Genomic DNA, 23,414 nt, shown 5'->3' with positions numbered 1-23,414 from the left:
TCGGACAGTCTCGGCACCGCGACGGTTGTGATCGCGCTCGTCATACTGCTCTGCGTCGTCGCGGCTGCGCTAGGAGTACTGCTGGCCGGTTGGCGGTCGTCCTGTCTCGCGCTCGCGTGCGCGGCTGCCCTCTTCGGACTCGCTGTGGCGATGCTGTCGATTGCTCTGGCGGCGCACACCATACTCGGCCTTGGATTCCCGTAGATACCTGACTAAAGTCAGTTATATGACAGTGGACACCTCGGTGATGCGCAAGTTCAACATGAGCTACGTCCGGCGGGTGGGAGCGCTCGAGGACTCCTTCCTCGGCAGCGGCCTCCCCTATGGCACGGCCCGGATTCTCTACGAGATCGGGCTCGCCGCCTCCGACTCAGCTTCGGCCACTACCGTGCAGGACCTGAGGACCAGGCTGGGTGGCCTCGACTCCGGCTACGTCAGCCGGATGCTGCGGACGCTGGAGAGCAAGGGGTACGTCGCGATGGACCGCGACCCCTCCGACGGCCGCCGCCGGCTGGTGGCGCTCACCGAGGACGGCCTCAAGCAGTGGGACGACCTCGAGCGCCGCTCCGAGGAGCGCGCCCACCTGCTGCTCGATCCGCTGACCCAGCGGCAGCGCGACCGCCTCAACGAGGCGCTGGCGACGGCCGACCTGCTGGTACGGGCCGCCGCGATCACCATCGAGCAGGTCGACCCGCGCGACCCGATGGCCCAAGAGGCGATGGGCCACTACTTCGCCGAGATCGGCGACCGCTTCGGGTTCACCGTCGGCGACGAGGGCTTCGGCGACGACCCCTCCCTGCGCGCGCCCCACGGCGCCTTCTTCGTGGCCGCCAGCGACGGCGCCCCGGTCGCCTCCGGTGCGGTCCGCGAGTTCGAGGGCACCGGCGAGATCAAGCGCATGTGGGTCGACCCCGCCTGGCGCGGCGCGGGCCTCGGCTCACGCCTGCTGCGCCACCTGGAGGCCGAGGCGCTGCGGCTGGGCCACCGGGTCGTACGCCTCGACACCCGCGACGTCCTGAGCGAGGCGATCGGGATGTACGAGCGGGCCGGGTACGAGCGCATCGACCGCTACAACGACAACCCTCACGCCACCCACTTCTTCCGCAAGCAGCTGGTCTAGACGTACGTCTCCAACCGCTCCAGCGGCGGCTGGGCGCCGGGGTGCGCGACCGCGGCGGCGCCGACCGCGCAGGCCGTACGCAGCGCCTGCTCGTCCGGTGTGCCGGCCTGGATCGCGAGGGTGAGCGCCGCGGAGAACGCGTCGCCGGCGCCGACGGTGTTGACCACGTCCGGCGCCGGCGCGGCGGGGACGCGAGCAGTCTCGGTGCCCTCGGTGATCATGGCCGCGCCCGAGGCGCCGTAGGTCACCGCGACCCGGCGGGCCGCACGCAGCTCGGGCATGGCGGCGTACTCGGTCTCGTTGACGATGAAAAGGTCCACCCGCTCGACGAGGTCGGCCGGGAGGGGCTGTGCCGGGGCGGCGTTGAGCGCGACGAACCCCGGCGTCCGCGCTGCGACGGCACGGACCACCTCCAGGGACAGCTCGAGCTGCATCAGCACGGCCTCGTCCGCCCCGACCGAGATCCCATCGACGCCGACCGACGCGTTGGCGCCGCTGCACACCACGATCTGGTTCTCCCCGGCCGTGTCGACGGCGATCAGCGCCGTGCCGGTCGGCGAGTCGGTGATGCGGATGTCTGCGACGTCGACCCCGGCGGCCCGGATCGTCTCGACCGCCCAAGCACCGTCGGCATCGGAGCCGACCGCGCCGACCATCCGCACGCGGGCCCCCAGCCGGCTCGCCGCGACCGCCTGATTGGCACCCTTCCCACCGACGTCACGGCGCAGCCGACCACCACCGACGGTCTCTCCGGCGCCGGGCAACCGCTCGACGGCCGCCGTCAGGTCGACGTTGATGCTCCCGACGACGACCAGGTCCTGTGGAGAGGGCACCGGCATCAGGGGCGTACGAGACCGATGCAGGAGTAGGGCAGGCCCGAGATGCGCTCCACTGGCACGTCGCGCGCCTCGGCGAGCTTCTTGACGGGGCCCAGGTCGGTGTCGTGGGCCGGGTCCACCAGGATCTTCGCCGGCTCGCCGTGCAGCAGCAGCCGGAGGGTCTCGTCGACGCCGGCTTGAACGAGGCTGACGTCGCCGTCCGCGAACTTCTCCGCGACCTCCTCGACCGCGTCCCAGCCCACCCAGGTGGGCGTGTGGTCGCCGCCGAGGTGGGCATCGAGATCGAGCATCACCTTGGTGCGCACGATCGGGAAGCGGGCCGCGACGGTGTCGATGAACTTCTTCGACACGTCGGCCGGAGCCAGGTCGGCGTGGAACACCGCGCCGTGGAAGTCGTTGGGGCCGACCCGGTCGTCGTCGATGACGGGGCGCGAGACGAGGCCCGAGACGGTCGACCCGAGGGACGCCGACGGGATCAGGTAGTCCTCACGGGTGCCGTAGACCGCCACGCTCCGGCCCGGGTCGGCGAGGACCGCGAGCTCCGGGGAGAACGGCGAGGCCAGATGGGCGTCGAGCGTCGAGTTGGCCTTCTCGACCGACGCGGCCAGCTCGCGGGCGATCGCGCCCGTGCCGGTCCATCCGTCCACGAACATCACCTGGGCGGGGTCGTGGTGGGCGGCGAGGTAGGCGAGCGCGGTCTGGTCGATGCCGCGCCCGCGGATCATCGAGATCGCGTAGTGGGGCAGGTCGAGCCCGTGCACGCGCTGCGCCCAGCGCCGCATGAGCACCCCGATCGGGATGCCCGCACGTACCAGGGAGACCAGCACGGCATCCTGCCCGCGCCTGGCGAGCACCTGCTCGGTGACCAGGCCGATGGCGTACGCGACTCGCTGGGCCGATGCGGTCAGGGCCTCGTCGAAGAGCTCCCGGTGTGCCTCTGCGTGCTCCTCGGCCGGCGCGTCCGCCGGGTCCGCGGACAGATCGTTGAGCAGCCAGGCGACGTCGTCGCGGTCGTAGGAGCCGAAGGCCGGCCCGTGGAGCGGAGCAGGCAGCTGCCGGGCAGGCTGGTCGTGGCGCGGCTCCGGGGCGTACGCCGGGATGGTGACGACCACGACCCGCGGCGCGATCCGGGCGAGCTGGTCGACCAGGCCGCCCTCTTCGTGCAGCGCGGGTGTGTCGGCCGGCTCGTCGACGACCAGCACGATCGTCTCGAACGCACCCTCATGCAGGTTGTAGGCGAAGCGTGGCCCGTCGCCGTCGGCCGGGTCGTCGTGGGACGGAAAGGTGATCGCGGTGCGGATCGCGTAGCCCGGGTCGTCGACGTCGAGCACCGGCGAGCGCGTGGTCGTCGAGTAGGTGATCTCGTGGCGGCGGCCCTCGGCCGCGCGCCGGTCCGCCAGCGCGGAAGCGATCCGCAGCGGTGCGTACATCAGCTCCTCGGTGCCGAGGACGTGCACCGGGCCGTCGGGGATGCGGCCGGCGACGGCCGCGGCGGTCACCGTGACGGCCGACTCGTAGGAGCCGGAGGCGCCGGCCGTGAAGCCGTGGCGGCCACCCTCCGGGACGGCGCGTGGCCAGGTCGCGACGACCTGGACGACCTCGCCGCGCGGACGCCGGCTCGGCTCGACCCCGGCCAGCTGACGGAGGTTCTCGACGGTGTCGATGAGCCGGTTGCCGTTGTCGGCGAGGTCCTCGGGCAGCTCGATCTCGCCGCTCGCGAGGGAGACCACGTCCAACGTCGCGCGCAGCCGCTTGATCGAGCGCTCCATCCGGCCACGGTCGGCCTCCGAGCGCAGGTCGACCAGCGCGGCGACGACGTAGTGCTTGTGCGGGAACTTCTTGTGCAGTGCCCGGATGGTGTTGACGACCGTCTTGCCGGTGATGACCTCGTCGTCGACCAGCACCAGGGTCTCGGCACGGGCGAGGAAAGCCGGGTCGGCGGGGAGCAGCCGGTGGGCGGTCGCGTGCGAGTGCTCCTCGAAGAAGTCGGCGACGGACTCGATACCGTCGACGACCCGGCGGGTGGAGTGCAGGTAGGGCGCTCCGAGGGCGTCGGCGACGAGATGGCCGAGCGCGGTCGCGGTCTCGGCGTAGCCGAGGACCACCGCGTCACCGGTGGCCGCGGCGCGCGCCTTGGCCCCCAGGCGGAGCCCGGCGTCGGTCACCAGACGCGGGTCGGTCGGGACGTGCTTGCCGAGGACGGAGGAGACGAGGAGCTGTGCCCGACGGGGGTTGCGTCGCACCGCCAGACCGACCAGATCGGTGAGCATCATCCCGCTCGGCGCGTCGGTCGTCCGCAGACGCACGCCCAGACGTTCGGCCACCCAGGTGCCTGACCAGCCGCTCGCTTCGTCTCTCACAGGTGACATTCTCCCCCAATGCTCCTCGTCTGACTCAACCGCACGCAGGGCACCCGTGTCCACTGCAGGCCCCGTCCTGACGGGCTATACGTCCAGAATGAGAACACGTTCTTGTCGGTGGTGGCGGGGACCATTAGGTTCCGGACATGCCTCGTCGCTCGGGAAGCTTCGGAATCGTGGCCGCCGCGGCGGCCGTGCTCGCCTTCGGGACCTCGCTGCTGAGCCCGGTCGGGCCCGCCGGCGCAGACCCGGCGGAGGCTGATCCAACGAAGGGGGCCCAACGGCTGTCCCGCGAGGGGCGCTGGCTGGTCGACCAGCACGGCCGGATCGTGCTCGTGCACGGGCAGAACCTGGTCTGGAAGCACGATCCGTACGTCCCGCCCGACTCGCCCGAGGGCTTCACCGCGGCCGACGCGGAATGGCTGGCGGAGCACGGCTTCAACGGCGCCCGGATCGGCACCCTGTGGGCCGGCGTGACCCCGGACGCCCCCGGGCAGGTCGACGAGGACTACCTCGACGACTGGCAGCGGGTGATCGACCTGCTCGCCGACAAGGGCATCTGGATGCAGTACGACTTCCACCAGGACATGTGGCACGAGACCTACGGCGGCGAGGGCGTGCCCGACTGGGCAGCGAAACGGCCGGCGCCCTACAACCTGCACCCGCCGATCAAGCTGTCCTTCCCCGCGACGTACATCACGCCCGAGCTGGCCACCGTCTACGACAACTTCTGGGCGAACAGGAACGGCGTGCAGGACGGCTGGGCAGCGGCCTGGGGCGCAGTCGCGCAGCGGTGGGGCGACCAGCCCTACTCGATGGGCTACGACCTCATCAACGAGCCGTGGGCGGGCCGGGAGTGGCTGACCTGCCCGATCACCGGGTGCGCGAGCTCCTACCGGGACGAGTTCCAGCCGGCGTACGAGAGTGCGACGGCGGCGATCCGCCGGTCCGACCCCGACGGGATCGTCTGGTACGAGTCGCAGCTGCTCGCCAATCAGGTCCCCAACTCGAGCTTCGGGCCGGCCAACGACGACCAGGTCGGCTACTCCTGGCACAGCTACTGCCCCTACGGCTATCTCGACTCCCAGGGCATCCCGATCGGGGTCAGCGGCTGCAAGGACTACGACGAGACGCACAACCTCAAGGCGCTCGAGCAGGCCGAGACGATGGGCGCGACCAACCTGATGTCGGAGTTCGGCGCGACCGACAACACCGAGCTGCTGGCCATCGACACCGCCTCGGCCGACGACCACTTCACCTCCTGGATGCACTGGGCCTACAAGCACTGGGACGACCCGACCACCGCCGACGGCGCGCAGGGGATGTTCGCGGACGACGCCGATCTCTCGACGGTGAAGTCCGAGAAGCTGCGTACGCTGGTCCGCACCTACCCGCAGGCCACGGCCGGCACCCCCGTCGACCTCTCCTTCGACCCCGCCACCGGCGCGTTCAGCTACACCTACGAGCCATCCGCGGAGATCGACGAGCCGACCGAGATCTTCGTCAGCCCGATCCACTACCCCTCCGGGCCGGACATCGCCGTCGAGGGCGGCAAGGTCGTCGGCGAGGCCGAGCACAACCGGATCCTGGTCGAGGCGAGCGGAACGGAACCGGTGACGGTCACGATTGACTAAGGTGGCCATGCACCCTCGTCGGTCCAGCCATCGGAGGATCAGTTGTCCGTCTCGCTCGCCAAGGGACAGTCGGTCTCGCTCACCACAGGTGACGGCAGCAGCATGACGCACGTACGGATAGCGCTCGGTTGGGACGCGGTCAGACAGGGTCTCTTCGGCGGGTTCCGTGGCGCCGACGTCGACATGGACGCCTCCGCGATCCTCTACGACGCGGCCGGCGGCCACCTCGACCAGGCCTGGTTCCGGCAACTGAAGTCCAGGGACGGCGCCGTCGTCCACACCGGCGACAACCGCACCGGTGCCGGCGAGGGCGATGACGAGTCGATCATCGTCCATCTCGACCGTGTGCCGGCCGAGGTCGCGCAGATCGTGTTCACGATCAACTCCTTCACCGGCCAGAGCTTCGCCCAGATCCAGAACGCCTTCTGCCGCCTGGTCGACGAGAACACCCACACCGAGATCGCTCGCTTCGACGTGAGCCAGACCGGCCCGCACACCGCCGAGATCATGGCCAAGGTCAGCCGTCAGGACGGTGGCTGGGCGATGACCGCGCTCGGCGAGATCGGCAACGGGCGTACGTTCCAGGACCTGCTGCCCTCCATCGCCCCGACGCTCTGAGCAGTGAGGTCGCGGTCAGCCGAGTGAGCCGACGCCGACGATGGTGAGGCCGGCGCCGAGGACCGTGACGCCGAGCGCGGCCAGGATCGGGGTGACCTTCGCCGCGACCTGGAGGTAGGTCTTCGACTCGGCGACACGGACCACGAGGTTGTTGCCGGCCAGGGCCAGCAGGCCGACACCGAACAGGATCGTCGCCATGCCCAGGCCGAAGGTGATCACCAGCAACAGGGCGAACGCCGAGCGGCCGGCGAACAGGCCGGTCACCAGGACCAGGAAGGCGCCCGGGGACGGGGTCAGGCCGCCGGAGATGCCGAGCAGGACGATGCCGGGACGGCGTACGCCTGACTGGCCGTGACCGTGCCCGCCCGAGTGGCCATGTGAGTGCCCGTGGGAATGCCCGTGCCCGGTCCCCGAGCGAGCAGCGCGCCAGTGCCGGCGCAGCAGCCAGAGCCCGGTGCCGATGATCAGCACCCCGGCGACGATCTGCAGCCCGGCGGTGAGGTTCTCCAGGCGTACGAGATCCGAGAGCGAGTAGAACGACCACGCCACCGCGATGACCAGCACCGAGAACGTGTGCATCACCGCCACCGAGCCGCCCAGCCAGGCCGCGTCGCGCACCCGGCCCTCCGCGCCGATCAGGTACGCCGCCGCCAGGGTCTTGCCGTGGCCCGGCGCGATCGCGTGCGCAGCGCCGGCGGCGAAGGCGAGCACGAAGGCGGCCGCGGCGATGCCGGGCTCGTCCAGATAGCCCTGCACGCGCTCGACCAGAGCCGCCGCGCCGAACCAGTCACCCGTCAAGAAATCGTCCATGTCAGACGCAAACGATGGCACAGAGTTTCGACGCCGGATACGGCTGCGGCAAGCGTTTACCCACCGGACAGACGGGCGTCGACAACGCCGCTCGGCCGCGTTCACCGGATCTCAGGATCCTCGTCCAATGGCCGGGCGTGTGCCTCGGCCGTTCGGCACCTCGGGCGATGCCGCACGTCATGCCGCACGACCCCAAGGAGCATCGTGTCCGCACCAACGAGTGCCAGCCTCGCCAGACCCGGACGGAGGCGACTCGTCGCCGTGGCCGCCGGTCTGGCCCTCGCGGGTGGTGTCATCGCCGCCCTGCCCGGTGACGCCGTCACCTCCGCCAGCGCAGCGACCTACACCGCCGTCGGCGCACCGCTGACCGGTCCGCCGCGCGCCGCGCTGGCGACCGTGGACGCGCCGACACCCGACGTACTCGACATCGACTTCGAGGGCGGCGCCCCGCACGAGCGTGCCCAGTCGCTCGAGCCGCGCACCTGGGGTGCGCCGACGTACGGCACCGACGACACCCTCGCCGAGATGCCGACCGATGTCATGACCGTCGACGGCACCGACGACGCGGTCTCCGTCGAGCACGACCCGTGGGCCGGCCTGCAGCAGGGCTTCACCATCGAGTGCGTCTTCCGGGTCGAGACCACGCTGCCCACCACCAACGAGAAGGACCTCTGCTCCAACAAGGAGGCGGGCGGCTACTCGGTCTACGTGACCGGCTCCAACCTGGGCACGATGGCCCACATCGGCGGCGGCTACAAGTCGGTGCTGACCCCGATCACGGCCAACCGCTGGTATCACGTGCTCTCGGTCTGGGACGGCCAGACGCTGAGCCTCTACGTCAACGGCACCAAGGCCGGCTCGACCGCCGCGACCGGCGCGCTGCAGGCCCCGGCCGCGACCTCGCGCCGCTTCGTGGTCGGCGCCGACTCGGCTCCCACCGGGATCGGCCAGCCGGCCCCGCCCGCCTCGTTCGCCGCTGCCTCCCTCTTCGCCCGGACGGTGACCGATGCCGAGGCCGCGGCGCTGGCCGGCTCCTACGACACCGCTCCCCCGGTGCCGGCCGCGGACGTGCTCGACGTCGACTTCGACGACGGCACCCCGGCCGACGACACCGGTCGCGTCGTGACCACGGTCGGCGAGCCGGTGATCTCCGACGACACCGCGCTGGACGCCAAGGTCGCCTCCTTCGACGGCTCCAACGACGCGTACGCCTATGCGATGGGCTCCGCGGCCTGGGACCAGATCGACGAGCAGGTCTCCATCGAATGCACCTTAAAGGACAACGGCACCTTCCCCAACGGGACCGAGCACTCGATCTGCTCGGAGAAGGAGGGCGGCGGCTACTCGATCGTCGTCTACAGCGGCAAGCTGACCTTCGCGGTCCACGCCGGCGGCGCCTACCGCAACGCCCAGGTCGAGATCGAGACCGGCCGCTGGTACCACGCCGTCGGCACCTGGGACGGCTCGACCGCCCGACTGTACGTCGACGGCGCGCTGGCCGCGTCGATCGCCGCTCCCGCCCCGCTGACCCGCCCGGGCGGCGGCGCCCTCAACTCCTTCTACGTCGGGGCCGACTCGGTCAACCAGTTCTGGTCGCCGGTCACCGTACGCAACGCGCGGATCTTCACCGAGGTGCTCACCGCCGACCAGGCCAACGCCCTCAACGTGGCCGCGCTCGGTGACGTACGCGACGCCGGAGTCGTCGTCAACGGCACCACCCCCGCGGCCGGGTCGCACCTCACCACGCCGACCGAGTTCGCCGTCGACATCACCAACCAGGGCAACGCCTCCGGCTGGACCTACACGCTCGACGGCGACCCGATCCGGCCCGGCCAGGAGATCGGCGCAGGCCTCGCTCGCGGTGAGCACACGATCGAGATCACCGCGAAGGACGTCTTCGGGCGGCCGGTCGCGCACACCTCGACCTTCACCTCCGACGCCATCCCGACCGGCGGCGGCACCGACACCGGTCAGGGCAAGGGGAAGGTGACGCTCTCCGCGATCGCCAACAGCCCCGACGGCTCGGACGTGACCACCACCTTCAAGACGGCCTCCGCCTCGGTCGCCGACGGCGGCTTCCAGGGGGTCGTGCCGGTGCTCCCGAGCGCGCTCGAGTTCGACTACTCCTCCCCCGAGACGATCGCCGGGAGCCAGAAGCCGGACGGGCAGACCACCGACAGCGCCTCGAGCAAGCTGATCCCGTTCCAGCGCTACGACGTCTCCGTCCCGGCCTCCGACTCGCGTCGCCACGTGGTCTGGACCGGCACGGCTGACCCGGCCCGCTCGGTCTCGCTACGGGTGTGGAACACCGTCGAGAGCCGCTGGGACGAGCTCGCCTCCGCCCGCGGGATCGCCGACGGCGACACCACGCTGCAGGGCAGGGCGCTGGCCGCCCACGTCGACAACGACGTCGTGCACGTCCTGGTGACCGGCATCGACCCGTTCGCCGACGACCTCTCGCCGCGCGACGAGTCGGCCGCCGACGACAAGGACCACTTCGAGAACCCCGACGACTACGACTTCTCCTTCGCGCACTTCACCGACACCCAGTACATCGCCGAGGGTGCGGCCGGCGGGACGTACGAGAACTTCAACGGGATCGAGGAGCCCTCGGACGTGCAGCTGGTCGAGGAGCAGGCGGTCTGGCAGCGCGCCTACCGCGCCGAGACCGAATGGATCCGCGACAACGCCGACCAGCGCAAGATCGAGTTCACCTCGCACACCGGTGACGTGACCGAGAACGACACCAAGGACCCGCTGGCCACCGACGCCAACGGCAACCTGCTCTACCCGGGGCTCGACGAGCAGATCACCCGCGAGTTCGAGTTCACCTCGGACGCGCAGGGCATCCTCGACGAGGCGGGTGTGGTCAACCAGGTGGTGGCGGGAAACCACGACAACCAGGGTGGTCGAGAGACCGGAGCGCAGTCGCGGTTCAGCCGCTACTTCAGTCCGTCGCGCTACTACGACGCGGCGCAGGCGTGGCCTGACGGCGCTTCCTATCACGCCTGGGACGAGGAGACCGACGCCTCCGGCAACGTGGTCACGCCCGGCACGGACAACCAGAACAACTACGTGCTCTTCTCCGCCGGCGGGCTCGACTTCGTCGCCGTCGGTCTCTCCTACGGCGTCACTCCGGAGGAGGCGGACTGGGCGAGCGAGATCTTCGCGCGCTTCCCGGACCGCAACGGCATCCTGAGCACCCACGCCTACCTGGCGCCCTCCTCGGCTCCCGACGGGCGTGGGGCCAACTTCTCCGCCGACGGCTCCCGGCTCTTCGACCAGGTCGTGGAGGCCAACCCCAACGTGTTCCTGGTCCTCGCCGGCCACGAGCACGGCGTCGGCACGAACCTCAAGCGCGGCATCGGCGCCACTGTGTCGCACAATGTGGTCGAGCTGCTGGCCGACTACCAGTTCTACAAGGTGACCGCCGGTGAGCTCTTCCCCGACTCCGTCGACGCCTCGGGCAACATCGACCTCAACGGTGACGGGACGGTCGACCACAAGTCGACCGACCTGCTGCAGTTCGGCGCCTCCTACCTGCGCCTGCTGCAGTTCGACACCGAGCGTTCGGAGATGTCGATCGACACCTATTCCCCGCACCTGGACGACTTCGGGGCGACGGAGTACGACGACCGGCACCGCTACAACGGCGCCGAGGACAACCTCACGCTGCCTGTGGACCTCTCCACCAGGCGTACGTCCTTCACGACCGACGCGCTGACGGTAGTCACCCCGACCGACACCGTGATCGGCACCGACACCGCGCGTTCGGGCTGGCCGGCGACGGTGGAGTGGGCCGGGCTGACCGAGGGCGAGGTGTACGCCTGGACCTCGACCTCACGCACCGGTGAGGCCCAGACGCTCGGCTCGGTCGACCAGTTCGGCGGCGTCTTCCTGGCCACCGCGGCCGGCACCGACGCGACGCCGCCGGTGCTGACCGTCCCGGCCTCGACGACGATCGAGGTGGGCGCGGAGTTCGACCCGCTGGACGGGGTCAGCGCGACCGACAACACCGACGGCGACCTCACCGGCAGCATCCAGGTCTCCGGCAGCGTCGACGTGAACACGCCGGGCGCCTACCCGCTCACCTACACGGTCACCGACGCCAACGGCAACCAGGCCGTCGCCTCGCGCGCGGTCGTCGTGGAGGAGGCAGACGTCCCTGAACTGACCCCGGTCAGACTCACCGCGAAGGACGTCACGGTCCGCTTCGGACGGGACCTGACCTTGCGTACGTCGGTCGCGCCGCGCAGCGCCACCGGCACGGTGCAGTTCCTCATCGGTGAGGACGTCCTGTGCGAGGCGCGGGTGCGACGCGGGGTCGCCGAGTGCGAGGTCGACGTGCTGCCTCCGCCGGGCCGTCACCAGGTGCAGGTCTTCTACCCGGGTGACGACACACACGCACCGGCCACGACGAACCTCACGCTGACGGTCAGGCAGCGTTAGTGCCTCGTCTCCTCAAGGTTCTCGCGGTGGTCGCCGGCATCCTGCTGGCGGCCACCGCGGGCCTGCCCGCCGACGCTCATCCGTTCGGAGCCCCGCAGACCGCGACGATCGCCGGCACCACCGGCGCTCCCGAGGTGACCTGGCGGTTCGGGGCCACCGACGACGTCGCCTACCTCGCTGTGCAGGTCGGCGCGCTGCCGCCGGACCGGATGACGCTCGACGGCGTCGTCCTCTACGAGCCCGGCGACGAGACGGCGCTCGCGCGGTCGGAGGCCTACGCCGACTACGTGCTCGACCACATCCGGATCGAGGGCTGCGACGGGTCGGTCGAGGCCAGCCAGGATCTGATCGCCGATGGCACCACGGTCACCTTCGACTGCCCGTCACCGGCCTCGGCCACGAAGATCGAGATCGACATGATGACCGACCTGCATCCGGCGTACCAGACCCTCGCTTCAGGACCGAGCGGTCAGAAGGCGGCGTACGCAGGGGCCGCCCGCTCCCACGGCTGGTCCCTCGACGAGTCCCGGGCCGCGGCAACCGGGCTCAGCGCACTGCTCCAGCTCGGCGGCACCCTCGGCGCGATCGCGCTGGTCGTTGCCGGCGGGTGGCGGCTCGTACTGCGTCGCCGGCAGGCGGAAGCTAGCGCTTCAGCTTCTTGATCTCGTCCTTGGCGGCCTGCTGGGCGATCGCCTCGGCCTGGGCCTCCTCGCCGAAGACACCCTCGACCTTGGCCTTCTCGACCTTCTTGAACTGACGCAGCATGCTCCACGCGATCACCGCGACGGCGACGCAGAGCGCGATGAAGATGCCGAAGGCGGTCCAACCCGCGACCACGTCCTCGTCCTGGGGCGGGGTGGGCTCGGGAGCGGGCTGGGAGGTGTGCAGAGTCTGCGTCGTCATCGGGAGGCCGGACATACCGACATTGTCTCACCTGTGCCTGAGAGATCTTCAGGCGGTGACGACCTTGCCGAAGCTGATCTCGCGACCGACCGCGGCCTTGCCCTCGTCGTCGGCCGTGGAGACGTCGAGACCGGCGAACAGATCGGTCTCCTCGCGCTTCTCCGCCTCGGGCACCGGCACGTAGGAGGTCACCAGCTCGTAGTCCTCGGTCGGCCAGGCTTCCTTCTCGATCTCCCGCGGCACCGCGAACCAGGGACCGTCGGGGTCGATCTGGGTGGCGTGCGCGAGCAGGGCCTGGTCACGTACGCCGAAGAAGTCAGCGCACTCCACCTTCGTGGTGACCCGCTCGTCCCAGCCCGGGTCCTGCTTCCAGTCCTCGAGGCGCTCCTCGTACGGCGAGGCCAGGCCATGACGCTTGATCGCCTCGTGCAGGGCGATCATGCGGGGGTAGTTGAAGGTGTGGCTGTAGTAGAGCTTCAGCGGCTGCCACGGCTCGCCCGCGTCCGGGAACAGGTCAGGGTCGCCCGCCGCCCGGAACGCCTCCACCGAGACCCGGTGGCACATGATGTGGTCCGGGTGCGGGTAGCCCCCGTTCTCGTCGTACGTCGTGACCACATGCGGCCGGAAGGACCGAATGATCTCAACGAGCCGGCGCGTGCTCACCTCGAGCGGCGTCCGGCCGAAGCAGCCCTCGGGGAGCAGCGACCAGTCCTTGGCCCCCATCTCCTTGACCAGCATGAACTCCTCGACCCAACCGGAGTCGACGAAGCCGAGCCAGTCCTGCTTGATGCCGAGGATGTCGCGGGCGCGATGCATCTCCTCGCGGCGGATCTCGTGGATGTTCTCCAGGATCCCGGGGCGCTCCATCTTCGGGTTGAGGATGTCGCCCCGCTCGCCGCCCGTACACGTCGCGACATGGACGTCGACCCCTTCGGCGACGTACTTCGCGGTGATCCCCGCGCCCTTGCTCGACTCGTCGTCGGGGTGCGCGTGCACGTGCATCAGGCGGAACGCCTGCTGGAGCTGCTCTGGCATGGGTTCAATCCTAACCACGCTCCGTCTCACCAATCGGTTACCCGCTCCCACTCCGCGGACAACTTTGGTGGTAAGCGTCCGGGGACGGATGTGCGGTCTCCTTCGGCGGGGTGGGACCATGTTTCCCGTGAGCACGCCGTCATCTGCCGAAAGCGGATCCCGAAGCCGTGAGCCTGCTGAAGCGGAGCCCGAAGCCATGAACTCTGAAGAATCCCGCATCGCGGCCCGCTACGGCCGCGGCCCGCGCCGTCGCCCGGGCGTACTCATGATCGGACTTGTCCTCGCCCTGGTGGCGATCATCGGCTGGTTCGGCTGGGCGCTGTGGCTGGCTCTTCACCCCGAGGTCTCCTCCGGGCTGGAGAAGTGGGAGGCCGTCAGCGAGAACGAGGTCGAGGTGACCTTCGTCGTACGCCTCCACGACAAGGACGCCAAGCCGGTCTGCTCCGTCGAGGCCGAGGACGACCAGGAGGAGAAGGTCGGCCACCTCGAGTTCACCGCCACCGAGGGGCGCCAGACGATCACCATCCCGACCGAGCGCCGTGCGCTGCGGGTCGAGTGGGGTGAGTGCACGGTCGAGTGACCGTACTTCTCAGGCAATCCCTGCACTTCTCTGGCGTTGCATTGCCAGAGAAGTGCAGGGATACCCGGTTAACCGGGTATCCCTACCCGGTGAAAACCTCAGTCTTCAGGATCTCGACCTTGAGCGGCCCGCGAGGACCCTCGTAGGTCACGGTGTCACCGACGCTGGCACCGATGAGGGCAGCGCCGATGGGCGAGGCGGCAGAGGAGATCTCGACGCCGCCCGCGTAGTCCTTCATCTCGATCGAGGCGATGAGGCGGGTCTCGGCCTCGTCGTCGTCATCGCCCTCGAACTTGAACGTGACCAGCTTGCCGACCGAGACGACACCGTCGTCCTCGGGGACGGTGGTGTCGGCCTTGCGCAGCAGTGCCTCGAGCTGCTGGATCTGACCCTCGAGCTTGCCCTGCTCCTCGCGAGCGGCGTGGTAGCCGCCATTCTCCTTGAGGTCACCTTCGTCGCGGGCGGAGCTGATCTCGGCAAGGATCTCCTGGCGTCGGGGGCCCTTCAGGGATTCCAACTCCGCGGTGAGCTTGTCGAATGCACCCTTGCTGAGCCAGATAGTGGCAGCCGTGGTCTCGGTCGACTGAGTCATAGCGAGTTACTCCTGATGGGTAGTGAATAGGTAAGGGGCGCCGGTCAACCCCCATCAACCGGCGCCTTTTCTCCCTGCTTTGCGGGCATGGTTTCACCCAGCCGAACGTTCCACGGGAGATTGTCAGAAGGTTCAGTTTAACAAGGCAACCACACCCGAAGACAGTTCGCGACCGAAACGTTGCGCAATCTGACCTCGGGACCGTTCCACGGAACGTCAGGCGTGGCCTTGGTGCGTGGTCGCGGGATATCCCTTGCTGCGCAGCTGTTCGAGCACTCGCTCGGCGTGGGTCTGACCCCGGGTCTCCAGCTGGAGCTGCACGCCGACCTCGGCGAGTCGTAGTCCAGGGTTGGTGCGCGAGTGCACGACCTCCATGACGTTGGCTCCGGTGTCGCCGATCACCGACAGCAGGGTGGCCAACGCACCGGGCTGGTCGGGGATCGTCACCGCGACCGGCAGGTAGCGCCCGGCCAGCGTCATGCCGTGCTGGATCACCTTGCCGAGCAGGAGTGGGTCGATGTTGCCGCCGGAGAGCACCACCACGACGGGGCCCTCGAAGGCCTCGGGCGCGTCCATCAGAGCGGCCACGCCGACCGCGCCGGCGGGCTCGACGACCAGCTTGGCCCGCTCGGCGAGCGCCAGCAGCGCCCCCGAGATCGCTTCCTCCGAGACCGTACGGATCTCGTCGACGTAGGCCTGGATCATCGGGAAGTTGGTCTCCCCCGGCAGGCCGACCGCGATGCCGTCGGCCATCGTCGGCATCTTGTCGAGCCGGATCGGACGGCCCTCGCGCAGCGAGACCGGGTAGGCGGCGGCGGTCTCGGCCTGCACGCCGACCACCTTCACGTCGGGGTGCTTCGACTTGATCGCGAGCGCCGCACCGGCGAGCAGCCCACCACCGCCGAGCGGGATGACGACGGTCTTCACGTCCGGCGCCTGCTCGAGGATCTCGAGCCCGATCGTGCCCTGACCCGCGACGACGTCGGGGTGGTCGAACGGGTGGATCATCACCGCACCGGTGCGCTCGGCGAAGGCCATCGCGGCCTCGAGGCACTGGTCGACGTACTGCCCCTCGAAGATCACCTCAGCGCCGTACGCCCGGGTGGCCTTCTCCTTCGGGATCGGCGCGCCCTCGGGCATGAACACGGTGGACGGGATGCCGAGGGTCGTCGCCGCCAGCGCGACGCCCTGGGCGTGGTTGCCCGCGCTCGCGGCCACCACCCCGTACTTGCGCTGCTCCTCGGTCAGCCGGGCGATGCGTACGAAGGCCCCGCGGGCCTTGAAAGAGCCCGTACGCTGCAGGTTCTCGCACTTGAGGATGACCGTGTCGCCGATCATGTCGGTGAGCCAGCGGGCTCCCTGGACAGGGGTCTCGGTGATGTGGTCGCGCAGCAGCTCGCGGGCTTCGAGGATGTCGCCATACGTGGGCTGACCGGTCGTCGGCTGACCATGCATCTCAGGCACTGCCTGCTCCTGGGCTCGGCGGGGGTGGGGAGGTCGGGCCGTTGGCCGGCAACGGAGGCGGAGGCGACGTCGGCGCCTGAGCCTGGGCCGGGGCCGTGGCGGTCAGATGGTTGGCCACCGCGTTGAGGGCGGCCACCAGCGGCACTGCCACGAGCGCACCGGCCACGCCGCCCAGCACGATGCCGGTCGCGACCGCCAGGATGACGCCGAGCGGGTGGACCCGTACCCAGCGGCCGAGCAGGAACGGCTGCAGGCCGTGTGCCTCGAGCTGCTGGACCAGGATCACGCCACCGAGCATCAGCAGCGCCGTCAACGGGCCCTGGGAGACGAGCGCGACGAGCACGGCGACCGCGCCGGCGACCGTCGCACCGATCAGGGGGACGAACGAGCTCAGGAAGACGAGTACGCCGATCGCCGCCACGAACGGGACCTGCAGGGCCGCGGCGATGATCATGATGCCGACCGCGTCCACCGCGGCCACGATGACCGTGGCCCGGGTGAACTGGGTCAGCGACACCCAGGCGACCCGGCCCGAGCTGTCCATCCGGCTGCGCGCGGCCCGCGGCGCGAGCCGGACCAGCCAGCCCCAGATCCGCTCACCCTCGGCGCAGAAGAAGTAGGTGGAGAAGAGCACGATGAACAGGCCGGCGAAGACGTCGAGGGCGACCCCGCCGACCTCGCTGACCCGGGAGAACGGGTTGGAGGCGTACGACGCCGCCCACTCCTCCAGGGTGTTCTGCACCGTGTTGAGCCAGGTGTCGATCTGGGTCTCGCTCGCGTTGAACGGCCCGTTGATCAGCCAGTCGCGGATCTCGTCGAGCGCCTTGACGGTCTGCCCGGCCAGGTCGTTGAACCCGTTGGCGACCTGCGTGCCGGCGAAGCTCAGCAAAGCGATGACCACCACGAGCACGCCGATCACCACGAAGAGCGCCGAGATGCTCCGCTTCAGACCGATCCGAGCCAGGCCGTTGACGACCGGGGAGACGAGCGCGGCGATCAGCAGCGCGATGATCAGCGGGACCACGACGATGCTGAGGTAACCGAGAGCGCGGACGATGAGGTAGCCGGCGGCCACGATGACCAGGAACCGCCAGGCCCACTGCGCGGAGAGCTCGACGCCATAGGGGACGTCGGTGCGGCTGACCGCCTTGGGAGCGGTCACCGGCTCCGGCGCGGCCAGCTGCTCCTGGCGCTCCTCGCGCAGACGCTCGAACTGGTTGACGAGGCGTAACGCGAAGTTCTCGGCCGACTCACGGGCCTCCGCGGCGGCCTCCTTGGCCACCTCGGCGGACTCACGCGCGTCGGCTTCGTCCTGGGCGTGACGGTGTTCCTCACGCGCCTGCCGGTTGCGTCTGAACGCGCCTGTCATCCGCTCGAGGCCATCCTTGGCGGTCCGCTTCTCGCCCCCGGGAACATCCCCCTGATCTGTCACCTGACAGAGGCTACCGGGAGGGTGTGAGGTGGGTCGCAAGGTGCCTTGCCGTCGCGGGGTGCGACCGCGCGAGCAGCCCTACTGCGGCGAGCACGTAGTCGCCGTCGACCGCCCGCAGCGGGACCTCCGGGAGCTGCCATCCGCCACGAGCCGACCAGCGCATCACCCGCTCCTCGATGCCCCGGCGACCGTGCCGGAGCACGCCGCCGGAGCCGATCACCACGCCGACGCGGCGCAGGTCGGTGCCGGTGCGCTCGATGACCTTGCCACTCGGGGACAGGACGACTCGGGAGCGTCCCGCGTGCCGCTGCAGGGCGGTGGAGATCGCGATCCTCGCCAGGAGCTCGTCGATGTCCTTGTCCTGCTCGGTGCGCGGCAGCCAGCCGGGGTGGTTGCGCCGATGCTCGACCTCGCCGGAGAGATCCGACTCGGCGAGGCTCGGGTCGGAGTGATCGGCCGCCGCGAGCGTCGTGGTCGCCGACCAGCGCATGCCCAGATCGCCTTCGACGGTCCGGGTCACCGGGGTGACGGCGACGACCTCCTCGCGTACGTGCTCCGCCTCGGGGTCGGGGCGGACCACGCTGTGCACGTCGGTCGTGGCTCCGCCGACATCGACGACGACCACGTCCTCGCCGAGCACCTCGGCCAGCGTCTCGACTCCCTGGAGCACTACATCGGGGGTCGCCCCCTGGACGATCCGCCGGAAGTCGGCCCTGCTGCTGAGGTTCTTGCCGCCGATCACGTGCTCGAGGAACATCTCCCGGACCGCCGCACGGGCGGTCTCGGGCGCCAGCACGCCGATCTTGGGAACGACGTTGTCGCAGGTCACATGCGGGACATCGGTCAGGATCTCGTCGATCTCCTGGTTCGCCTCACGGTTGCCCGCCACGACCACCGGTCCACGCCAGCCGGCCGCGGCCAGCTCGCGCGCGGCCGAGACGACGGCCTCCCGGTTGCCCCCGTCGGTGCCGCCGGTCAAGAGGACGAGGTCGGGGGTTGTGAAGCTGAGGGTGGCCCCTAGGTCACTCTCAGCTTCACGACCTGCGGTCGCGACCACCGCTACGACCTTGCCACCGCTGGACAGCGCCACCCGGCGCCCGGCCTCGGCGGTCACCAGCTCCTCGTTGCCGACCACGGCGATCCGGAGCCCACCGCCGGCCGAGGAGCAGGCGAGGACCTCGGCGTCGGCTGCCCGGGAGTCCTTGTCGGTGAGCGCGGTCAGGCAGGCGTCGTACGCCTCCATCACCTCGTGCAGCGACGTCGGTGCGCTCGCGGTGCCGAGGATCTCGCCGGAGACGAGGTCGACGTGGAGCGCCTTGGTCCAGGTGGAGCCGAAGTCGACGCAGACGGCGGTCTGTGGCGCGTCAGCTCTGGTCAAGGGCCTGCTCGAGGTCCGCGACGAGGTCCTCGGCGTACTCGATCCCGACGGAGAGCCGGACCAGGTCGGCCGGCACCTCGAGGTCGGTGCCCGCGACGCTCGCGTGGGTCATGCGCCCGGGGTGCTCGATCAGGCTCTCGACACCGCCGAGCGACTCGCCCAGCGTGAAGATCTTGGTGCGCTCGCACACCGCGAGCGCAGCGGCCTCGCCGCCGGTGACGCGGAAGGAGATCATGCCGCCGAACCGCTTCATCTGCTTCTGGGCGATCGTGTGCCCGGGGTGCGTCTCCAGGCCCGGGTAGATGACCTCGCCGACCTTCGGGTGCGAAGTCAGGAAGTCGGCGACGCGCTCGGCGTTGTCGCAGTGGCGGTCCATGCGTACGGCCAAGGTCTTGAGGCCACGAAGCGTCAGCCAGGCACCGAACGGGTCCGCGATCGCGCCGGCGGCGTTCTGGAGGTAGCCGATCTTCTCGGCGAGCCCGAGGTCACGCACGATCACAGCGCCGCCGACGACGTCGGAGTGGCCACCGACGTACTTCGTCGTGGAGTGAACCACGACGTCGGCGCCGAGGGTGAGCGGCTGCTGCAGGTACGGGCTGGCGAAGGTGTTGTCGACGACAAGGCGCGCGCCGGCCTCGTGGGCGACCGTGGCCAGGGCCGAGATGTCGGCGATGTTGAGCAGCGGGTTGGTCGGCGTCTCGACCCAGACGACCTTGGTCTTGCCCGGCTGGATCGCGGCCGCGACCGCGTCGACGTCGGCGACCTGGGCCGGGGTGTGCGCGATCCCCCACTGGCTCTCGACCTTGTCGATCAGCCGGTGGGTGCCGCCGTAGGCGTCGTCGGGGATGACCATGTGGTCGCCGGGCCGCATCAGGCTGCGGATCAGGGTGTCCTCGGCGGCCAGACCGGAGGCGAAGGCGAACCCCTTCTCGCCGTCCTCGACCGCCGCCAGCGCGCCCTCGAGCGCGGTGCGGGTCGGGTTGGCGGAGCGGCTGTACTCATAGCCGTTGCGCAGGCCACCGACGCCGTCCTGCTTGTAGGTCGTGGTGGCGTAGATCGGCGGGATCACCGCACCCGTCGTCGGGTCGGGCTCGTAGCCCGCGTGGATCGCCTTGGTCTCGAAACCGGCCTTGCCGAGGTGCTGCTGCTCGCTCACACAACCGAGCCTACGTCCGATCCCACCTCGCGGCCCATCCGGGAACGTTCGCGCGTCGAACTGTGTTGGAGACTGGTAGCAACCCTGACTTTCTGGAGGTCACTCATGTTCGGTCGGCCAAGACAGCTCTTCCCCGAGGACCGCACCCTCGCCGGGCGCGACCAGGCCCTCTTCGACCTGCCCGCGAAGCACCGCGTCCTGGGGACTCCGCTGCTCGCCTCCCCCGAGGACGGCACCGCGCCAGAGGGGTCGGAGGTGGCGTACTTCGGTCTCGGCTGTTTCTGGGGCGCCGAGGAGATCTTCTGGCAGACGCCGGGGGTCTACTCGACCGCTGTCGGGTATCAGGGCGGCACGACGGCCAACCCGACCTATGACGAGGTCTGCAGCGGTCAGACCAACCACACCGAGGCGGTCCGGGTCGTCTTCGACCCCACCGTGGTGTCGTATGCGGACCTCGTCAAGAAGTTCTTCGAGGTGCACGACCCGACGCAGGGGATGCGGCAGGGCAACGACGTCGGTACGCAGTACCGCTCGGCGCTCTACTTCGTCTCCGACGCGCAGCGGGAGACCGCTGAGGAGCTGACGAAGGTCTACGGCGACGAGATCGCCCGGCGGGGCTACGGCGAGATCACCACCGAGATCCGCGAGGTCCCGACCTTCTACGCCGCCGAGCCCGCGCACCAGCAGTACCTGGACCGCGTGCCCAACGGCTACCGCTGCCACGCGAACACCGGCATCGGCTTCCCCGCGACCGCCTGAGGTCAGGCCAGCGGCAGATACATCACATGGAGGCCGACCCGGCCGTGCGACGTCGAGTCGAACGCGTCCGGGACGGTCCCGATGATCTCGAATCCGAGGGACTGCCACAGGCGTACGGCGGTGGTGTTGGTCTCCACGACCGCGTTGAACTGGATGCCGTGGAAGCCCTGCTCGCGGTGCCAGCTCACGCAGTAGTCGCCGAGGACGCGGCCGACCCCCTTGCCGCGGGCCCTCGGCGAGACCATGAACGAGGCGGTGCCGATGTGGCTGCCGCGGCCCGGGCGGTTGGGGCCCATCTTGGCGCTGCCGAGGATGTGCTCGTCCTTGGCCTCGCCCTCGACCGCGACGACCACATGGTCGTACATCCACAGGTCCTTGGCCTCTTCTGACGTGAGGCCCTCGGGGTAAGCGTAGGTCTCCCCCGCCGCCACGATCTCGGACCAGAACGGGTAGATCTGGGGCCAGTCCTCGGCCGTCGCTTCGCGGATCTGCATCAGAGGTCAACCTTTCCGTCGATGGCCTCGCGCATGAGGTCGGCGTGGCCGCAGTGGCGGGCGTACTCCTCGATCATGTGGACCAGGATCCAGCGCAGGCTGATCGACTGGCCGTCGCGGGTCGTGCCGGCCGCGATCTGGTCGAGGGAGCCAGCCGCGTCGGTGAGCCCGTTGGAGCGAGCGATCGCGTCGCGGAGCAGGGTGCACAGCGTCTCGGGGTCATCCTCGGAGGCGCTGGTGAACTCCCAGTCCTTGTCGTCGCTCCAGGGAGCCGTGTCGAACGGCGGGACCGGGCTGTTGCCCGCCAGGCGTACGCCGAACCAGATGTCTTCCACGTACGCCATGTGCTTGAGGAGTCCGGCCAGCGTCATGGTGGTGGGCGGGAAGGGACGGTTGAGCTGGTCGTGGTCGAGGTCCGCGACCTGCCTGAGCAGGGTCGCCCGATGGAAGTCGAGGAACGTGCGCAGGGTCGTGGACTCGTCCGCGACGTAGGGGGCACCGGTCGGATGGCGGGTGTCCTCGAAGAGTGCCTCGGTCATGGGCGCCAACGTAGCGGTGGCCGAGTTTCCTCGGCGAATCGCTTTCGCGAAACTGAAACGCGTTCTAGATTTGGCGCATGTCCCACGCGCCCAGAGGTCCACAGAGTCCCGAGAAGCCGCTCCGAGTCGTCGTCTGGTCCACCGGGACGGTGGGTCGTCATGCGATCGCGGGAGTCGATGCCCATCCCGACCTGGAGCTGGTCGGGGTCTGGACCTCGACCCCGGCGAAGGCAGGAAAGGACGCCGGGGAGCTGGCCGGGCTCGGACGTACGCTCGGGGTGGCGGCGACCACCTCGCGCGACGAGCTGCTCGCGCTCGCCCCGGACTGCGTCGTCCATGCGGCGATGACCGACGACCGGGTCTTCGAGGCGATCGAGGACCTGACCGGGCTGATCCGGGACGGGGTCAACGTGGTCTCCTCCGGGCCGGTGATCCTGGTACACCCGCAGGGGACGCTGCCGGACGAGATGATCTCGGGCATCGACGAGGCAGGCCGCGAGGGCGGTGCGTCGCTGCACGTCAACGGCATCGACCCGGGCTTCGCCAACGACGTACTGCCGCTCGCGATTACGTCGCTGTCGCAGCGGATCGACCATCTCCGGGTCAGCGAGATCGCCGACTACTCGACGTACTTCCAGCCCGTCGTGATGAAGGACCTCTTCGGCTTCGGGGGCTCGCTGGAGGACAAGCCGTTCCTGTGGGAGCCGGGCGTGCTGAGCACTGCGTGGGGCCCCGTCGTCCGGGTCCTCGCCGCGGGCCTCGGGGTGACCCTCGACGAGCCGCTCGTCGAGCACGTCGAGCGCCGCCCGGCGGTCAAGGACACCAAGACCGTGTCGGTGGACATCGCCGAGGGCACCCAGGGCTCCGTACGCTTCACCGTCACCGGCAGCGTCGACGGAGTCCCTCGCATCACTCTCGAGCACGTCACCCGGACCGACGCGGAGTCCGACCCCGACTGGCCGATCCCGGCCACCGGCGACGGCTGCTACCGAATCGAGGTCACCGGCGAGCCGTCGATGACCGTCGAGTTCAGCCACCACGGAGAGCACGGCGACCACAACGTCTCCGGGATGATCGTCACCGCCCAGCGCCTGGTCAACGCCATCCCCGCCGTCGTAGCAGCCGCCCCCGGCCTGGTGAGCCCCCTCGACCTCCCCCTGATCACCGGCCGCGGCCTCGTCACACGATGAGCGAGACGTCACCCCGGTCGGCCGAGACGTCAAGCACGCCGGTCGAGACGTCACTTAGGACG

20 protein-coding genes are annotated in these 23,414 nt (G+C 69.9%); 8 read left to right on the top strand and 12 right to left on the bottom strand.

The window, feature by feature from the left end:
- Positions 1 to 226 precede the first annotated feature (226 nt).
- Positions 227 to 1,120, top strand: a complete 894-nt coding sequence (locus tag OG801_RS21135; RefSeq protein WP_355018261.1) for a bifunctional helix-turn-helix transcriptional regulator/GNAT family N-acetyltransferase — start codon at positions 227 to 229, stop codon at positions 1,118 to 1,120.
- On the opposite strand, the gene OG801_RS21130 is transcribed toward OG801_RS21135, so the two are convergent.
- Both OG801_RS21130 and OG801_RS21125 read right to left on the bottom strand, forming a co-directional pair.
- Positions 1,117 to 1,959 carry a ribokinase gene (locus OG801_RS21130; protein WP_406031126.1) on the bottom strand — a complete coding sequence of 281 codons (843 nt, stop codon included), beginning with the start codon at positions 1,957 to 1,959 and terminating at the stop codon, positions 1,117 to 1,119. The two genes, OG801_RS21135 and OG801_RS21130, sit on opposite strands and share 4 nt — an antisense overlap.
- Positions 1,959 to 4,328, bottom strand: coding sequence for a phosphoribosyltransferase domain-containing protein (locus tag OG801_RS21125; protein WP_406031124.1), 2,370 nt, complete (start codon positions 4,326 to 4,328; stop codon positions 1,959 to 1,961). Before OG801_RS21125 ends, OG801_RS21130 begins: the two co-directional genes overlap by 1 nt.
- A 137-nt stretch (positions 4,329 to 4,465) precedes the next feature.
- On the opposite strand from OG801_RS21125, the gene OG801_RS21120 reads away from it, so the two are divergent.
- Both OG801_RS21120 and OG801_RS21115 read left to right on the top strand, forming a co-directional pair.
- Positions 4,466 to 5,953, top strand: a complete 1,488-nt coding sequence (locus OG801_RS21120) for a cellulase family glycosylhydrolase (RefSeq protein ID WP_406031122.1) — start codon at positions 4,466 to 4,468, stop codon at positions 5,951 to 5,953.
- A 42-nt stretch (positions 5,954 to 5,995) separates the two neighbouring features.
- Entirely contained in the window at positions 5,996 to 6,571 is a 576-nt protein-coding gene (locus OG801_RS21115; RefSeq protein WP_355018265.1) for a TerD family protein, read from the top strand.
- Between the two features lie 15 nt (positions 6,572 to 6,586).
- Here the strand turns inward: OG801_RS21115 and OG801_RS21110 are convergent, their stop codons facing one another.
- The gene (locus OG801_RS21110; RefSeq protein ID WP_406031120.1) at positions 6,587 to 7,381 is read right to left on the bottom strand and encodes a cobalt transporter; all 795 of its coding nucleotides are present in this window, start codon (positions 7,379 to 7,381) and stop codon (positions 6,587 to 6,589) included.
- Between the two features lie 204 nt (positions 7,382 to 7,585).
- Between OG801_RS21110 and OG801_RS21105 the strand changes: the two genes are divergently transcribed.
- Positions 7,586 to 11,830, top strand: coding sequence for a LamG-like jellyroll fold domain-containing protein (locus tag OG801_RS21105; RefSeq protein ID WP_406031118.1), 4,245 nt, complete (start codon positions 7,586 to 7,588; stop codon positions 11,828 to 11,830).
- Positions 11,830 to 12,492 carry a hypothetical protein gene (locus OG801_RS21100; protein ID WP_406031116.1) on the top strand — a complete coding sequence of 221 codons (663 nt, stop codon included), beginning with the start codon at positions 11,830 to 11,832 and terminating at the stop codon, positions 12,490 to 12,492. Before OG801_RS21105 ends, OG801_RS21100 begins: the two co-directional genes overlap by 1 nt.
- Here OG801_RS21100 and OG801_RS21095 read toward each other — a convergent pair.
- Together OG801_RS21095 and mca are read right to left on the bottom strand one after the other, a co-directional pair.
- Positions 12,473 to 12,748 (bottom strand): hypothetical protein, encoded by a 276-nt coding sequence (locus tag OG801_RS21095; RefSeq protein WP_091050473.1) that lies wholly within the window; start codon positions 12,746 to 12,748, stop codon positions 12,473 to 12,475. The two genes, OG801_RS21100 and OG801_RS21095, sit on opposite strands and share 20 nt — an antisense overlap.
- Positions 12,749 to 12,781: 33 nt before the next feature.
- Positions 12,782 to 13,768 carry a mycothiol conjugate amidase Mca gene (gene mca, locus OG801_RS21090; RefSeq protein WP_355018270.1) on the bottom strand — a complete coding sequence of 329 codons (987 nt, stop codon included), beginning with the start codon at positions 13,766 to 13,768 and terminating at the stop codon, positions 12,782 to 12,784.
- Positions 13,769 to 13,964: 196 nt separating this feature from the next.
- Here mca and OG801_RS21085 point away from each other — a divergent pair, with 196 nt between their 5' ends.
- Positions 13,965 to 14,348, top strand: a complete 384-nt coding sequence (locus OG801_RS21085; protein ID WP_406031114.1) for a DUF4307 domain-containing protein — start codon at positions 13,965 to 13,967, stop codon at positions 14,346 to 14,348.
- Between the two features lie 82 nt (positions 14,349 to 14,430).
- On the opposite strand, the gene greA is transcribed toward OG801_RS21085, so the two are convergent.
- The 5 genes from greA to OG801_RS21060 form a co-directional block, all read right to left on the bottom strand.
- The gene (gene greA / locus OG801_RS21080) at positions 14,431 to 14,940 is read right to left on the bottom strand and encodes a transcription elongation factor GreA (protein ID WP_355018272.1); all 510 of its coding nucleotides are present in this window, start codon (positions 14,938 to 14,940) and stop codon (positions 14,431 to 14,433) included.
- Between the two features lie 216 nt (positions 14,941 to 15,156).
- A complete protein-coding gene (ilvA, locus tag OG801_RS21075; protein ID WP_355018301.1) occupies positions 15,157 to 16,395 on the bottom strand; it encodes a threonine ammonia-lyase in 1,239 nt (412 codons plus the stop codon).
- Position 16,396: 1 nt separating this feature from the next.
- A complete protein-coding gene (locus OG801_RS21070) occupies positions 16,397 to 17,836 on the bottom strand; it encodes an AI-2E family transporter (RefSeq protein WP_406031111.1) in 1,440 nt (479 codons plus the stop codon).
- Between the two features lie 10 nt (positions 17,837 to 17,846).
- On the bottom strand, positions 17,847 to 19,214 hold the full coding sequence (locus OG801_RS21065; RefSeq protein WP_406031109.1) for a glutamate mutase L: 1,368 nt from the start codon (positions 19,212 to 19,214) through the stop codon (positions 17,847 to 17,849).
- The gene (locus OG801_RS21060) at positions 19,201 to 20,370 is read right to left on the bottom strand and encodes a cystathionine gamma-synthase (protein ID WP_406031107.1); all 1,170 of its coding nucleotides are present in this window, start codon (positions 20,368 to 20,370) and stop codon (positions 19,201 to 19,203) included. Before OG801_RS21060 ends, OG801_RS21065 begins: the two co-directional genes overlap by 14 nt.
- Positions 20,371 to 20,475: 105 nt before the next feature.
- On the opposite strand from OG801_RS21060, the gene msrA reads away from it, so the two are divergent.
- A complete protein-coding gene (gene msrA, locus OG801_RS21055; RefSeq protein WP_355018276.1) occupies positions 20,476 to 21,129 on the top strand; it encodes a peptide-methionine (S)-S-oxide reductase MsrA in 654 nt (217 codons plus the stop codon).
- 2 nt (positions 21,130 to 21,131) lie between these two features.
- On the opposite strand, the gene OG801_RS21050 is transcribed toward msrA, so the two are convergent.
- The gene (locus tag OG801_RS21050; protein WP_406031105.1) at positions 21,132 to 21,623 is read right to left on the bottom strand and encodes a GNAT family N-acetyltransferase; all 492 of its coding nucleotides are present in this window, start codon (positions 21,621 to 21,623) and stop codon (positions 21,132 to 21,134) included.
- A complete protein-coding gene (locus OG801_RS21045) occupies positions 21,623 to 22,162 on the bottom strand; it encodes a DinB family protein (protein WP_406031103.1) in 540 nt (179 codons plus the stop codon). The genes OG801_RS21050 and OG801_RS21045 overlap by 1 nt, the downstream gene beginning before the upstream one ends.
- 77 nt (positions 22,163 to 22,239) lie before the next feature.
- Between OG801_RS21045 and OG801_RS21040 the strand changes: the two genes are divergently transcribed.
- A complete protein-coding gene (locus OG801_RS21040; protein ID WP_406031101.1) occupies positions 22,240 to 23,352 on the top strand; it encodes a diacylglycerol kinase in 1,113 nt (370 codons plus the stop codon).
- Positions 23,353 to 23,414 lie beyond the last annotated feature (62 nt).

The sequence above is a fragment of the Nocardioides sp. NBC_00163 genome (assembly GCF_045206295.1).
Taxonomy (GTDB): domain Bacteria; phylum Actinomycetota; class Actinomycetes; order Propionibacteriales; family Nocardioidaceae; genus Nocardioides.
Note: the sequence above shows the minus strand (reverse complement) of the source record. Positions and strands in the feature narration are given on the sequence as shown.